The organism is Gluconobacter cerinus, assembly GCF_002723935.1.
In the GTDB taxonomy this organism is placed as follows: Bacteria; Pseudomonadota; Alphaproteobacteria; order Acetobacterales; family Acetobacteraceae; genus Gluconobacter; species Gluconobacter cerinus.
Map to the genome: position 1 here is coordinate 283,013 of NZ_BEWM01000001.1, position 14,325 is coordinate 297,337.

The 14,325-nt window shown below is 55.5% G+C and carries 14 protein-coding genes; 7 read left to right on the forward strand and 7 right to left on the reverse strand.

Annotated elements, in window-relative coordinates; all coding sequences use genetic code 11:
• Nucleotides 1-15: 15 nt before the first annotated feature.
• The 6 genes from gshB to GCE01_RS16770 all read right to left on the reverse strand — a co-directional run bounded on the left by gshB (nt 16) and on the right by GCE01_RS16770 (nt 5,421).
• The gene (gene gshB / locus GCE01_RS01285) at nt 16-993 is read right to left on the reverse strand and encodes a glutathione synthase (RefSeq protein WP_099210410.1); all 978 of its coding nucleotides are present in this window, start codon (nt 991-993) and stop codon (nt 16-18) included.
• Nucleotides 994-1,076: 83 nt separating this feature from the next.
• Complete coding sequence (locus tag GCE01_RS01290; protein WP_099211084.1) at nt 1,077-1,490, reverse strand: NUDIX hydrolase; 414 nt, start codon at nt 1,488-1,490, stop codon at nt 1,077-1,079.
• A gap of 11 nt (nt 1,491-1,501) precedes the next feature.
• Nucleotides 1,502-2,002 (reverse strand): transcription elongation factor GreB, encoded by a 501-nt coding sequence (greB, locus tag GCE01_RS01295; protein WP_099210412.1) that lies wholly within the window; start codon nt 2,000-2,002, stop codon nt 1,502-1,504.
• Complete coding sequence (locus tag GCE01_RS01300) at nt 2,002-2,883, reverse strand: aldose 1-epimerase (protein WP_099210414.1); 882 nt, start codon at nt 2,881-2,883, stop codon at nt 2,002-2,004. Before GCE01_RS01300 ends, greB begins: the two co-directional genes overlap by 1 nt.
• 64 nt (nt 2,884-2,947) lie before the next feature.
• The gene (uvrB, locus tag GCE01_RS01305; RefSeq protein ID WP_086634559.1) at nt 2,948-5,155 is read right to left on the reverse strand and encodes an excinuclease ABC subunit UvrB; all 2,208 of its coding nucleotides are present in this window, start codon (nt 5,153-5,155) and stop codon (nt 2,948-2,950) included.
• Nucleotides 5,156-5,253: 98 nt separating this feature from the next.
• On the reverse strand, nt 5,254-5,421 hold the full coding sequence (locus GCE01_RS16770; protein ID WP_167386098.1) for a hypothetical protein: 168 nt from the start codon (nt 5,419-5,421) through the stop codon (nt 5,254-5,256).
• 52 nt (nt 5,422-5,473) lie between these two features.
• On the opposite strand from GCE01_RS16770, the gene GCE01_RS16650 reads away from it, so the two are divergent.
• From GCE01_RS16650 to GCE01_RS01340, 7 genes are all read left to right on the forward strand, one after another.
• Entirely contained in the window at nt 5,474-5,698 is a 225-nt protein-coding gene (locus GCE01_RS16650) for a hypothetical protein (RefSeq protein WP_145995770.1), read from the forward strand.
• A gap of 106 nt (nt 5,699-5,804) precedes the next feature.
• Nucleotides 5,805-6,221, forward strand: coding sequence for a hypothetical protein (locus GCE01_RS01315; RefSeq protein WP_086634599.1), 417 nt, complete (start codon nt 5,805-5,807; stop codon nt 6,219-6,221).
• A gap of 215 nt (nt 6,222-6,436) precedes the next feature.
• A complete protein-coding gene (locus GCE01_RS01320) occupies nt 6,437-7,420 on the forward strand; it encodes a GDP-mannose 4,6-dehydratase (protein WP_099210418.1) in 984 nt (327 codons plus the stop codon).
• Between the two features lie 9 nt (nt 7,421-7,429).
• Nucleotides 7,430-8,341: a GDP-mannose 4,6-dehydratase gene (locus tag GCE01_RS01325; protein ID WP_099210420.1), complete on the forward strand. Its 912-nt coding sequence runs from the start codon at nt 7,430-7,432 to the stop codon at nt 8,339-8,341.
• Nucleotides 8,342-8,473: 132 nt separating this feature from the next.
• A complete protein-coding gene (locus tag GCE01_RS01330; RefSeq protein ID WP_244591041.1) occupies nt 8,474-9,688 on the forward strand; it encodes an HAD-IIIA family hydrolase in 1,215 nt (404 codons plus the stop codon).
• 367 nt (nt 9,689-10,055) lie between these two features.
• A complete protein-coding gene (locus tag GCE01_RS01335) occupies nt 10,056-11,516 on the forward strand; it encodes a glycosyltransferase family 4 protein (RefSeq protein WP_099210422.1) in 1,461 nt (486 codons plus the stop codon).
• On the forward strand, nt 11,513-12,886 hold the full coding sequence (locus tag GCE01_RS01340; protein WP_167386099.1) for a glycosyltransferase family 4 protein: 1,374 nt from the start codon (nt 11,513-11,515) through the stop codon (nt 12,884-12,886). The genes GCE01_RS01335 and GCE01_RS01340 overlap by 4 nt, the downstream gene beginning before the upstream one ends.
• A 73-nt stretch (nt 12,887-12,959) precedes the next feature.
• Here the strand turns inward: GCE01_RS01340 and GCE01_RS01345 are convergent, their stop codons facing one another.
• The gene (locus GCE01_RS01345) at nt 12,960-14,321 is read right to left on the reverse strand and encodes an ABC1 kinase family protein (RefSeq protein ID WP_099210426.1); all 1,362 of its coding nucleotides are present in this window, start codon (nt 14,319-14,321) and stop codon (nt 12,960-12,962) included.
• Nucleotides 14,322-14,325: the final 4 nt, after the last annotated feature.

A 14,325-nucleotide genomic window follows, 5' to 3' on the forward strand; every position in this document is an offset into this window, starting at 1 on the left:
TCTTGCTCCGTCACTTCAGGACGGGTAGCGCCGCTCAATCGCGTCCCAAACCAGCCCGGCGCTGTTAATGCCCTCGAACCGGTCCAACTCCTGGAGCCCGGTCGGGGATGTGACATTAATCTCCGTGAGCCAGTCCCCGATCACGTCAATACCAACGAAAATCAGGCCGTGATCTCGAAGGTACGGACCGATCGAATCACAGATCTCCCGATCGCGCTCCGTCAGTTCCACCCGTTCTGCACGGCCGCCAACATGCATGTTTGACCGCGCTTCACCCGTAGCTGGAACGCGGTTAATTGCCCCGACTGGCGTTCCATCCACGAGAATAATGCGCTTGTCTCCAAGGCGCACGGCGGGCTCATAGCGCTGGATCATCAACGGTTCGTTGGTGCGAGCGAAGTGCATTTCCAGCAGAGCCTTCAGATTTTCATCATCCGGCTTGATGCGGAAAATTCCGGCGCCCCCATTGCCGTAAAGCGGCTTGACGATGATGTCCTTGTGCTGCTCGCGGAATGCCAGAATATCCCGGCTATCCCATGCAACCAATGTCGGCGGCATAAGGTGTGGGAAATGCGTGACAAGCAGCTTTTCAGGCGCATTCCGAACGGCGACTGGATCGTTTACGACCAGTGACAGCCCCTCGCCCACCCCATGAACGTGCTCAAGCATATGGGTCGCGGTGATGTACCCCATGTCAAACGGCGGGTCCTGACGCATCAGGATCACATCGGTCTCGCCCAGCGGAAGAATTTCTTCTTCACCAAACGTCGCATGCTCTCCACGAATACGACGAACCTCAACCCGGCGCGCGCGCGCCTGAAGGCGGCCGCCCTTGCCCTGACCTTCAATCAGACTAAGCGTGGTTACAGGATAAACCCAGAGCTCGTGTCCACGCGCCTGCGCTTCAAGCATGAGGGCAAAAGTGGAGTCGCCATCGATGTTGACCTGTTCTAACGGATCCATCTGTACGGCGACCCGGAGTGAGCGGGACATGTCGGAAACTCCGGCTAAGGAAAAATGGGATTTTATTCTGTAGCGGCCAGAATAGCTTTTTCAAAGCCACCCACAGCTCGCTCTCAAAAGATGTCGGCCCGGCTACGCAAAGCGGCCATAGCCTGCACTGTCGGTGTGGTCAGGGGAGAGGGAAGCTCACCCAAAGGAAACCAGCCAAAATCACTATGCTTTTCTGGCTCCATGAGCGTCGGCGTTCCGCTCAGTTTCGTCACCAGATAAACGGGGGCGATCCAATGCGTACCGCTCTCACGATCAGACTGCTCAACCAGACACAGCATGTCCCGAGCCTGGATCGTAATGCCAAGCTCTTCCGCAACTTCCCGTTCGACAGCATGCGAAACGGGCTCAAACAGATCTACTTTACCGCCCGGCAGTCCCCAGCATCCGGCTTCGGGCGACTTTTTGCGACGAATCAGCAGAAGCTTTCCATCCACGAGAATGGCAGCGCCACATCCAACACGCGGTTCAGATTGCACGACGCCCTCTTTCAACCCTGTGACTCAGGATAAGTGATTTTGAGAATTTCGATTTCGACAGGACCACGAGGCGTCTGCAACATGGCCACATCCCCGACACGGGTTCGCATCAGGGCACGTGCGATGGGTGAAATGAGACTGACCTCCCCTCGCACCAAGTCCGACTCGTCCACACCGAGGATCGTTACGATGTGTTCGACATCGTCCTCATCGACATAAGTCACGGTTGCGCCAAAAAAGACCCGATCCCGCGTGGTCTGCGCCGCTGGATCAACGATGACCGCATTTTCAAGTCTTTTTCCCAGGAACCGCAAACGCCGGTCGATCTCCCGCAATCGGCGTTTGCCGTACTGATAATCGGCATTCTCAGATCGATCCCCATTGCCTGCGGCCCAGGAGACGATTTCGACAATGCGCGGACGCTCTTTTTGCGCCAGTTCCTTGAGTTCAGTTCGCATCACCTCCGCACCGCGCGGGGAAAGATAATGAGAGAGTGGTGTTTTTTCAGACATCAGAGCGCCTGAACCCGAAAGCGCATCCGACCACCAATCCGTGTTTTCGGTTTGAGGAGATGCAGCCCGCTGGCAACAACATCAGCCTGATTGATGGCGTCTGTCATGTTCGTAACGGGTTCCACAGCGACAAACGGGCTATCCGGGGAGGTAAAGACGACCAGATGCTTGAAGATTGGATCCGCCTCAACCGTCACTGCCAGCCCATCGTCCGGACGCTTCAAAACAACCCGCCCGCCAAAACCTGCAAAGCAGTTATCGATAAAACGATCATGAGCGGGCTTGGGCGTATGAAAAGACCACTCCCCGTCACAGGGAGCACCCTGCACAGGCAAACCATCCGGAGACGTCAGCCAGACCTTTTCAGCATCAAATGACAGCGTTGCGTTTTCATCTGCGGCGAGAAATGGATGAAAACCAAACCCGACTGGCTGCTCCGCCTCACCCCGATTTTCAATGGCAATCTGCACGTCCAAACCTGCGTCTGTCAGTTGGTAAGACAGAGCAGCACGATAGGCGAAAGGCCACGCTTGATCATTGTCCTGCGGGATGTGATCGAGCGTCAGTACCGCATGGCTTTCCCCTTGATGAGCAACAGTCCAGGCCTGCTCCCAGGCGTTACCGTGAATTGTATGCGGATGATCCGCCATGTTCGGAGCCAGATCATAACTCTGGCCGCCGAACGAAAAGCGCCCATTGGCAATACGATTTGAATACGGAATCAGAGGATACGCACCGACTGCTACTCCGTTCAGTGCGCGCAAAGCGTCATTCGGGGTTGGAAGAAAAATATCTTTTTCATCCCGTTGCCAGAGGCCGACAGAGCCTCCGGTTTCGGGAAGAATAGTGAGCCGGCTCTTGCCGCAACTCAGTTCAATCATGACAGTCTGCAATCCTGATAATGGCGGTCGGTCATGGGCAACCCAGGGCCCTCATATAGCCGGATCAGCGACGCCCGCCACGTTTGCGCTTGTTCGGGTCATAACCGCCGCCGCCCGGCCCGAGGGGCGTTGGGCCTTTTGGCTTTTTCCCGCCCCCCGGTCGCCCGGCGGTGGACGTTGCCAGCGGCGGTGGCTCCAAGCCCATATCAATAGCTTCCAGACGCCGCACCTCATCACGCAGTCGGGCAGCCTGCTCGAAATCCAGATTGGCGGCGGCTTCGCGCATCCGTTTTTCCAACTCCTGAATCGTAACAGGCAGAGACTTGCCAACGAATTCTTCCGTGTCGCCAGCATCGTCAGGTGCAACAGTGACGTAGTCCTGCTCAAAGATAGACGACAGCGCATCACCAATCTTCGAACGAACCGTCATGGGCGTAATCCCATGAGCGTCGTTCCATTCGGTCTGTCTTGCGCGTCGCCGAGCGGTTTCCTCAATCGCGAATTTGAGGCTGTCCGTCATCTTGTCGGCATACAGCAGAACTCGACCATCCACGTTACGGGCTGCACGGCCGATTGTCTGGATCAACGATGTCCGGGATCGCAGGAAGCCTTCCTTGTCTGCATCCAGAATGGCGACGAGGGCACATTCCGGAATGTCGAGACCCTCTCGCAGCAGGTTGATCCCGACCAGAACATCAAAAGCGCCCAGACGCAGATCACGAATAATCTCGATCCGCTCCAACGTATCCACATCAGAATGCAGATAACGCACTTTGATCCCCGCTTCGCCCAGATAATCCGTCAGATCTTCCGCCATCCGCTTGGTCAGCGTTGTGACAAGAATTCGTCCACCCTTGGCAATCGTTTCACGAGCTTCGTGCAGCAGATCATCAACCTGACCTTCCACAGGCTTCACATCTGTTACCGGATCAATCAGACCTGTCGGGCGAATGATCTGCTCGGCAAACACACCCCCCGTCTGTTCCATTTCCCACGGACCGGGCGTTGCCGAGACGAAGATACTTTGCGGCCGGAAAGCATTCCACTCACCAAAGGCGAGCGGGCGATTATCAATGCAAGAAGGCAGCCTGAATCCAAAGTCAGACAGCACGGACTTCCGCGCCCTGTCTCCGCGCTCCATGCCGCCAATCTGCGGCACTGTGACGTGGCTCTCATCTACAATCAGAAGAGCATCTTCCGGTAGATATTCGAACAACGTCGGCGGCGGATCACCGGGGCCACGGCCTGAAAGGTAACGGGAGTAGTTCTCAATCCCTTTGCACGCCCCCGTCGTTTCAATCATTTCCAGATCAAACGTCGTCCGCTGTGACAGGCGCTCTGCCTCCAGCAATTTTCCTTCTTCGGTAAACTGCGCAAGCCGCTGCCGAAGCTCGTTCTTGATCCCGATCATCGCCTGATTCAGCGTTGGTCGCGGTGTCACATAATGCGAATTTGCGTAAACGCTGATCTCGGCCAGATCAGCCGTTTTGTTTCCCGTCAGAGGGTCAAACTCAGTGATCTGATCAATTTCGTCTCCGAACAGAGAGACACGCCAAGCGCGGTCTTCATTCTGTACGGGAAAAATGTCGATCTGTTCGCCGCGCACACGGAATGTCCCGCGCTCAAAGGCCGCGTCGTTGCGACGATACTGAAGCTCGACAAGGGCTTTGATGAGCTTCTCGCGATCAATCTCGCCGCCCACCTCAAGCCGGACGACCATCTTCGAATACGTCTCAACCGAACCGATACCGTAAATGCAGGATACGGACGCAACGATGATAACGTCATTTCGCTCCAGCAGAGCCTGCGTTGCCGCATGGCGCATCCGGTCGATCTGTTCGTTGATCTGGCTGTCTTTCTCGATATACGTATCTGACCGTGGAACGTAGGCTTCCGGCTGATAGTAGTCGTAGTACGAGACAAAATATTCGACGGCATTATCAGGAAAAAACTGCCGCATCTCGCCGTAAAGCTGGGCAGCCAGCGTCTTGTTTGGCGCAAGGATCAAGGTAGGCTTCTGTGTCCGCTCAATGACCTTGGCCATACTGAACGTCTTGCCCGACCCCGTCACACCAAGCAGAACCTGATCCCGCTCTCCCGCTTCTACACCCTGAACAAGCTCCCCGATTGCGGTGGGCTGATCCCCTGCGGGCTCATAGTCAGCCTTGACCACAAACTTCCGCGTCTTTGCCTTGGTGGGCTGCTTTTCAGGGATGAATGCCGTCAGGGGCATTTCGGTCGCATTGCGGAGCGCGGAAGGTTTTTTGGCCATAGGGTCCAAGATGGGAAAGAAACGGGAACATCACAAGAGCGTCTCACTGGGCCTGTCGTTTCGTTCTTCGCAAAGAATTCCTGAAACCGACTACCAGTCTAATGTTGAACGAGAGGGGATGAACTTTCGTAAGCCTCCCCCAAAGCCTTTAAATTCGCGCCTGTGGCAGGATCATGGTCCACATCAGCCCCTAGCCGCACATGAACGCGAACTCCGGGCCAGACCTGAACATCACGCTCCGTATGCCCATCAGAAAACTGACGCATCAATGGTTCTTTCACAGCAGGCCGCATTATCGACTTACGGCCCTGCACCTGAATGACCTCTCCTTTCACACCGTCCGGCTGTGATGTGGCGGAAAAAGACAAATCCTTTGCAGACAATATCGGCATGCTCGCAAACGTGCTGGCAGGCTGGGCTTGCGCCATAGCACCATGCAGGACGATTGCACTTAAGATGCCTAAACCAACTGCTCTGCCCCGACCGGGCAAGCTCTTGCTGCCTCGCATTCTGACATCCGCCACAGCCGCATTTTCCCAGTAGGGCAAGTGATGAAATATCATTCATGACATAACATTTCTAAAAATGGATAGTGAAACTTGTTTTCCCGCGCTATGCAGACCAGCATATTTCTGAAGGAAGACCGATCATGGACGTCCAGACGATCGAACAGACGTATAATCAGCTTCAGCAGCAGGCCCAGCAGTCTGCGCAGGCGCTTCAGGCGTTGGGTGCAAAGATGCAGACCGCGGCTCAAACCGGGGACATGCAGGCCCGCGAGTGGTCTTTGGATCTGCGGGAGTTGGCGCTCTCTTTTCAGGCTGAACAGCAACAGGTCACAAACCTGCTTCAGCAATTGCACGCAGCGCTTACAAATGCGGCTTCAAACCAGCAGCCTGTGGCGACCGCTCAATCCCCATACGATGCTCAACCCCCTGTTCAGGTTGTTGGGCAAGCGCAGGATAATGGATTTTTCTCGAATATCCTTAACTCAGGCTTTGCACGGTCCGTAGAAGCTGGTGCAGGCTTCAGCATCGGCAATGATCTGATCAAAGAGATTTTCTGAGCCTGTTCATTCTGCTGCGGCGCTTGAGGAGAACTTTACATTCCTTCTCTCAATGGGGGCATCCATTCGTGCTCCCATTAAATTGCCACCTTTGCCGAAGACACCAGAGTGCGCTCAAGCATTGACCGTCTTTAGGCTGAAGCGCTAACCCACCACGAACTCATGCGGCCGGAAGACAGTCGCGGATCGGGACCGAAACCGGGATCAGGAAAACCATGACTACAGCGCTCATCACAGGAATCACCGGCCAGGACGGTGCATATCTCAGTCAGCTTCTGCTTAAAAAGGGCTACCGCGTTGTAGGTCTTCTGCGTCGCTCCGCCTCGGCCGATGTTGTCGGAGAAAGACTTCGCTGGCTCGGAATTATTGACGATGTTGAGCTGGTTGATGGGAACCTGACGGATCTTTCTTCCCTGATCCGCATCATGGAAACCGTCCGACCGGACGAGATTTACAATCTAGCAGCCCAGAGTTTTGTTGCGGCGTCCTGGCAGCAACCGCTCCTCACGGGGAACGTGACGGGCATTGGCGCTGTCAACGTTCTGGAAGCGGCTCGCATTGTTCAGAGCAAGGCCAGATTTTATCAGGCGTCTTCGTCTGAAATGTATGGCCTGATCCAGCAGCCGGTTCAGAACGAAAACACCCCGTTCTATCCCCGCTCTCCCTATGCAGTTGCCAAGCTGTACGCTCACTGGATGACGGTGAATTATCGTGAAAGCTTCGGGATGCATGCATCGTCGGGCATCCTCTTCAACCATGAGAGCCCTCTTCGCGGCATTGAATTCGTAACCCGCAAAGTTACGGACGGCGTAGCGCGCATCAAGCTGGGGCTTGCGAAAGAACTTCCGCTCGGGAACCTGGACGCCACACGGGACTGGGGCCATGCCCGCGATTACGTTCGCGCCATGCATCTTATGCTGCAGCAGGACACCCCGGACGACTATGTCGTCGCAACCGGTCGCACCACGAGCATTCGCGACCTGTGCCGCATCGCGTTCTCTTACGCTGGCCTGAACTACGAAGACCATGTGGTCACAAACCCGGCTTTCCTGCGCCCCGCTGAGGTAGAAGTTCTCTTGGGAGATGCCGGCAAAGCCAAGCGCGTTCTTGGCTGGGAAGCTGAGACAACCCTTGAAAGCATGGTTGCCGAAATGGTGGACGCTGACCTGGCCCGCCATCGCAACCGAACGGCCATCTGAGGACGCTTCATGCGTATTCTTGTTACGGGCCAGCGGGGCTTTGTCGGGCAGCATTTAAAAAACCGACTGAAGGCTCGCTTTCCGCAAAGCGAGATCCTTCCGTCCAGTCCGGACGTTCGTGATGCAAAAGCCGTCGATGCGGCTGTAGCAACCAGCAAACCAGATCACTGCATTCATCTGGCGGCCATCTCAAGCATTGGAAACGCCAGGCAGGACCCCGATCATGCCTGGCAAGTCAACCTGCAGGGCACGCTCCATGTTGCACGAAGCATGCAGCGTCATGCTTCGCAGGGCCGACTTTTGTTTGCGTCAACGGCTGAAGCCTATGGCTCCACCTTCCAACGCGGAACTCCCGTCGCAGAAGATGCAGCTCTTGCCCCTGGCAATACTTATGCCGCCACCAAGGCGGCCGCAGATCTGGCACTGGGCGCTATGGCAAAGGAGGGCTTGAATGTCATCCGGATGCGACCGTTCAATCACACTGGCCCGAACCAGTCAGCTGACTTTGTCGTTCCGGCTTTCGCCTTGCAGATCGCCCGCATTGCCAAAGGGCTTCAAGCCCCAGAAATCCGCGTAGGGAACCTGGAAGCCCAACGTGATTTTCTGGATGTACGGGATGTCTGTGATGCTTATCTTGACGCCCTGATGCCCGACAACGCGCTGGAACGCGGTACAATCCTTAACCTCTGTTCCGGACAGACACGCTCAATTCGTTCCATTCTGGATGACCTCATCGCCCTCAGCGGGGTCAAGGCCGACATTCTCACGGACCCAAACCGTCTGCGCCCTTCAGACACGCCGGTCGCCCGCGGTGATGGGTCCTTAGCCAGACAGCTTCTCTCATGGGCGCCTTGTATCCCGTGGGAGCAAACGTTGAGTGATATTTACACAGACTGCCTGAAGCGCGTTGAAACTAACTAAGCATGTTCTACATTCACGGCTTCTGCCGAACAGCGGTTCAAGTCGTGCAGCGTTTCTGAAGCAGAAGTCAGAAAAACACGTACCTGAACTCTTCGGACCTTATCTGCGATCAAGTATAAACGGACACCAATTGTGAGCCATTTTCCTGTCCGACAATGTGTGATCCTGCTCGAACCCACAGAACTACACGGTGAAACAGGTACACCTCCACACGCTCTCATGCAGTGTGGAGACAGACCGTTTCTGGCATGGCTCATGCGCGAAATGCAGCGTTTCGGAATAGAAGATTTCGTACTGCTGGCGACAGAGCAGTCCGTGCTGCACTTCGAAACTGCTGTTGAGTTGATCCGCTCACGCCTTCCGAAACCGGCAAACATTACTCTTTTAACAGCACCTCATCAGGCTGGCAGTGGCGGCATGCTCCATCATGCGCGTCAGCACCTTCAGGAATGCTTCCTCTTTTGTGACGGAGAGGTTCTCTTTTCAGGCAATCTGGCAAGGTTTCTTACGCATGCCGGACAAGGAAACTGGGCATTGCTGCGTGCGGACGACAGTGACGATCAAGAGAGTTTGGCTTGCGCGGGGGAAGACGACGAAAAGGTCGTTCCGTCTCTTTTAACAACACAGCACAATTATCCAGCCGCCTTTGAAAAGAGCGGTATCTTTCTGTTCGACCACTCCATATTCCAGTATCTGACGGCAGCATGCTCGCTAGAGCAGGACGTCCTAGCCGCTCTCGTTAAGGACGATGTCCTGAAAGGTTTGTCGCTTCCCGGAGATGTTTGGAATGTGCGGCGACCAGAAAACCGCGCCAAAGCGAAGACGCACCTCCCGACCACACTCCTCCGTCCAGCGGTATTTCTTGATCGTGATGGCGTGATCAATCACGATCATGGGTGGGTTGGAACATGCGACCGCTTCGAGTGGGAGCCGGATGTACTGAAGACTATCGCGAAGATTACTGACAGCGGCCATCACGTTTTCATCGTGACAAACCAGTCTGGAATTGCCCGCGGGTTTTATACTGAGGACCACCTCGAACAGCTTATGAGCTGGGTGATCGACACTATTCGCGAGCATGGTGGAACAGTCGATGACTGGCGATACTGCCCCATGCATCCGGAAGCTGTGGTGGGCCGGTATCGTGGCCAAAGCCCGAACCGCAAGCCGTCGCCAGGTATGATACTCGACTTATCAAGCCGGTGGGAGTTAGACCCCGCGCGTTGCGTTATGTTTGGAGACCAGACTTCGGACATCCAGGCTGCCGAAGCCGCTGGAATTGAAGGCATTCGTGTTGGTCCGCAGCTTCTTTCCGAACTGGCTTCCCAGATGAGCGCATTCCAGTAAATAAGGGTTTTCAGGCTCCGTCGGATACCTGTTTACGCAAATTTTTCGCGTTTATCGTATGTGACCTGATAGAGTGAAGTTTCTAGAGTGAGCTTGTCATCGCGACAAATTCTTTACCTTCGCACTACCGGTGCGTGTCCGTCATCTGTGCACCCTGCAACGTGCTTTCTGCTCCGTCGCGACACCCACAGATCCAACAATTGTGTCAAAATCAAAGTAATATCGAGAAATAAATAACAACTTCTCGATACTCTGGAAGTTAGGCACATGCCCTTGATCACTGGACGACACTTGTCATACAATCTTCGTTCAAAATGATTTGAATGAATGCCGTTCCCGTCGGCCAAACTGAAGCTAGCCTGGACCCATGAACAAAGATTACGTTATCTGGATCGACGTCGAAGACATCTTTCAGTACTTCGAAAACAATGCGCGTCCTAGCGGAATTCAGCGCGTTGTCTTTGAAATACTGCATGTCATCCGGCAGCAGGCTGCCCAAAAGCCAGGTATCGGTCGCATAGTTCTGACCCGGCGCGGCAAAGAGGAAGCCTGCCTTCTCTCGTCAGTTACTTTTGAGGAACTGGAAGCGCTTTTCTCCGTCCGTTCGGAAGAAAAAATCACGCCGCCCCGGACGACAGTCGCAAAAAAAACGCGACAGAACGCCCGCTCGCTCATGCGCAGCTTCCGTCATACCGTTATCCGACGCCTGGAAAGTCTGCCGCCGGAACTTGCCCGCCCACTCCTCAACATCGCTGTTAATCAGTTGCGCGCATTACAGCTCCTGAAACGTTACGCGCGTTCAAAGCTTCATCGCCAGGCATCAACTGCTGTACAGCCCGCTCCCGTGGCTCAGCCCTCCCCCGCCTATGTCGCAGCACACCCAGAGGCATCACCGAGCCCAGGGGATATTTTTCTGATCCTTGGTGCGGCATGGTCCGAGCCAGATTTTGGGGAGCGCCTGGCGCGCCTACGCAAGGCTTTTGGCGTCAAACCCGTTCTCCTTGTTTACGACCTCATTCCCGCTGTCAGGCCCGAATGGTGTGCCCTTTCGCTCATTTGCGATTTCCGTCACTGGCTGGACACGACGCTCCCGCAGTGTGGCCGCCTGTTAGCCATCAGTCATTCCACGGCTAGCAGCGTTGAAGAGTATGCCCGTAAACAGCGCCTGACATTACAGGGGCCGGTTCAGACCATTCCAATTGGCAGTGGCTTTGGCCCTCCTCGACACGCTGAGGGCGAAAGACCCCTGGGTCTTCCCGCGAAGGACAGTTACGTCCTTTTTGTCTCTACACTCGAGGCACGCAAAAACCACCTGCTCGCGTTTCGGATCTGGCGGCGTATGGTCATTGACCTTCCAAGAGATCAGGTACCAACGCTCGTTTTTGCAGGGCGCGTGGGTTGGCTGGTTTCTGACCTCATGCAGCAGCTTGAAAACACGGAATGGCTGCGCGGAAAAATTCGCCTTCTGCGCGATCCAAGTGACGATGAACTAGCCCATCTTTATGACGGCTGCATGTTCACTCTTTTTCCGTCGCTTTACGAAGGCTGGGGACTACCAGTGACCGAAAGTCTCGTGAATGGTCGTCCCTGTGTGGCATCCAATTCAACCTCCATTCCCGAAGCTGGTGGCCCGCTGACGCGCTACTTTGACCCTGAAGACTTCGACGACGCCTATCGTGTTGTGCGCGGAACAATCGAAGACCGAGCTGGTTTGAAGGCCTGGCAGGAGCAGGTCCGTACCCAGTTCAAGCCTGTGCCATGGGAAGACAGCGCAGATGCAGTGTTGGATGCATGCCACGCTGCTTATCAGAGCGGAGGCCTGTCATGACACTTTGGGTAGATATAGACGACCTGCTGTTCCATCTCCTGCATCATAGTCGACCGAGCGGAATTCAGCGTGTCGTTTTCGAGATTTGTGCTGCTTTGCGTGAGCTTCGCGGCCATGAAATCCAGTTCGTCCGCCGTGGGGCAGACTCTGCGGACCCCCGTGGCTTCCGAACAGTAGATTGGTCTTCCATTGAGGCCCTGTTTCGGCAAATCATGGAAGGTCATAGTGCCCAAAACGGGTCTTCTCGATCAGCCGGATCGTTCCCCGTTACCCCACCGATTGAAAAAGTGGCCTCGCAGGACGTCCTTTCCACGTTCCTGCAAGCAGAAAGCTGGGCGCTTAAAGAGCTTGTCACTGTCCCTCGCGCCCTCGGACATTTTGCCCTGGATCTCGGCCGGGCAAAAATGCAGGAGCGCCAGCAGGAAAAGCCATCAGCTCAATACGACGAGGGCACCAAGCTGGCGGATGCTGCCCAACCGGGCGACGTTTTCCTGACTCTCGGCGCACCCTGGCATCATGCCAACTATGTTCAGAGCATTCGATGGATGCGCGACGAGTTGCGCATGTCGTTTGGAATGCTCATGCATGATCTTGTTCCCGTTCGTCATCCCGAATGGTGCGATCGTGGCATCATCATCACGTTCAAAGCCTGGCACAGCGCGATCCTTCCTTTGGCTGATATGATTTTTGCCAACAGTGACGCAACCGCACGGGACGTTCAGTCTTACCTAGCCGAGCAGGATGTGGGCACTCATGTCACTGTCCAGACCGTTCCACTTGGTACAGGCTTTGGCCTTGCCGACGCCCCTATGGCACCTGAGCCGATTGTACAGGAACCATACGTTCTTTTCGTTTCCACCATTGAAGCACGCAAAAACCATGCCCTTCTTTTCCGGGTCTGGCGGAGAATGCTCGAGGAAATGTCGGCAGAAAACGTTCCCACGCTCGTTTTTGCGGGGCGCGAGGGGTGGCTGGTTTCCGACCTCATGCAGCAACTCGAAAACGCTGAATGGCTGGATGGAAAGATCCGCTTCATCCAGAACCCGACAGACGCCGAACTGCGACGCCTGTACGCTGATTGCAGTTTCACGATTTTCCCCTCCTTCTTTGAAGGCTGGGGCCTGCCTGTGACGGAAAGCCTGTCCATGGGGCGCCCTTGTCTGGCATCAGGAACCACATCCATTCCGGAAGCCGGGGGCCAGCTGAGCCGCTATTTCAACCCGGACAATATCAATGAAGCCTACACGCTCATTCGCAAGACCATTGAAGATACTGAGGGCCTGAAAGCCTGGACGGAACAGGTGCGCTCAGAATTTAAGCCAGTCCCGTGGACTGAAAGCGCCAAAGCCATTCTCAAGTTCATAAGCTGAGAATTTCTTCAGTCATTAGCTTGGCCTGAACTTAAAAAGGGGCGTCTTCCGCATAGAGGACGCCCCTTTTTAATTAGAGGGATGACAGCGCAGGAGGTACTTTGGCCTTCGCCAAAACTTCTTTCTGACGTGCTGCCAGAACATTCACGTCGAAACCGTCAATCAGCTCCTGAAACATCTGATGCCAGTTCAGACGCGCGCCCAGACGGAGGAACGCACTTCCCAGGCCAATTGCCGAACGATCCATCAGAACAAACTCACGGGGGAGCTTCACTCCTCCCGTTCGTTTTAGCCCGTCATAGACCCTTTCCAGAACCTGCTTGGCTTCAGCTGGATCGTTGCTCTCCTGCATAGAGCAGACACGATCTGTCATAAGCGGCCGATAGAAGAAACGAGCCCACTCGTTCAGAACCTCAGCGGTCTCCCGCGACAGACCTTCGAAGCCCCACTTGCTATAGGCGTGGAAAGCTCTGTCTTCATCGTTATCCCGAAGCGCGGCAAACAGATCCACCACGCCTTCAACAAAGCGGGGAGAGAAGATGCGAACAGCGCCGAAATCCAGCAGGTTCAGACCGTAATCATCGCGCACGGTGAAATTGCCCATATGCGGGTCACCGTGAATGACACCGTAGCGATAAACCGGTGTGTACCAGGCGCGAAACAACGCCCGCGCCATATCGTCCCGCTGTTCCTGCGTCGCCTCAGACGCCAAAACCGCCTTCATGCCGCGACCAGACACCCAGTCCATCGTCAGAAGACGCCCGGTGGACAGTTCCTCAACGGGTGCCGGAACGGTCACAGTCGGAGTTTCAGACAACATGTCCCGATACAGGCGCAGATGGCTGGCTTCCCGACGATAATCCAGCTCTTCCCGAAGCCGGTCAGACAGTTCGGTGTAAACCTCGTCCTGACGGATCGTTGTCTCAAACCGCTTATATACGCCAAGAGCCGCACGGAACTGCCGCAGATCGGAATCCACCGCGCCCTGCATGTCCGGATACTGGAGTTTGCAGGCCACTTCACGTCCATCAACCAGACGGGCCCGATGCACCTGCCCCAGAGACGCCGCCGCAACGGCTTCGTGACTGAAGGAGCGGAAGTTCTTTTCCCAGCCAGCACCCAGTTCCGCCGTCATCCGACGACGCACGAAGTTCCAGCCCATCGGGGGGGCATTGGCCTGAAGATGAGCCAGTTCTTCCGCATATTCGTCCGGCAGAGCGCCGGGAATGGTGGACAGAAGCTGAGCGGCCTTCATGAGCGGCCCCTTCAGATTGCCCAGCGAAGACTTCAGGCCTTCAGCGTGGACACCCTTGTCCGTCTTGATGCCAAGACGGTTTCCAGCCAGGCGCGCAGCGATGCCGCCGACTGCACCAGATGTCCGAGCCATCCGGCGAAGTTCGCCCATCAAACCGGTATTATCGAGATCGCGCGCCATGGTG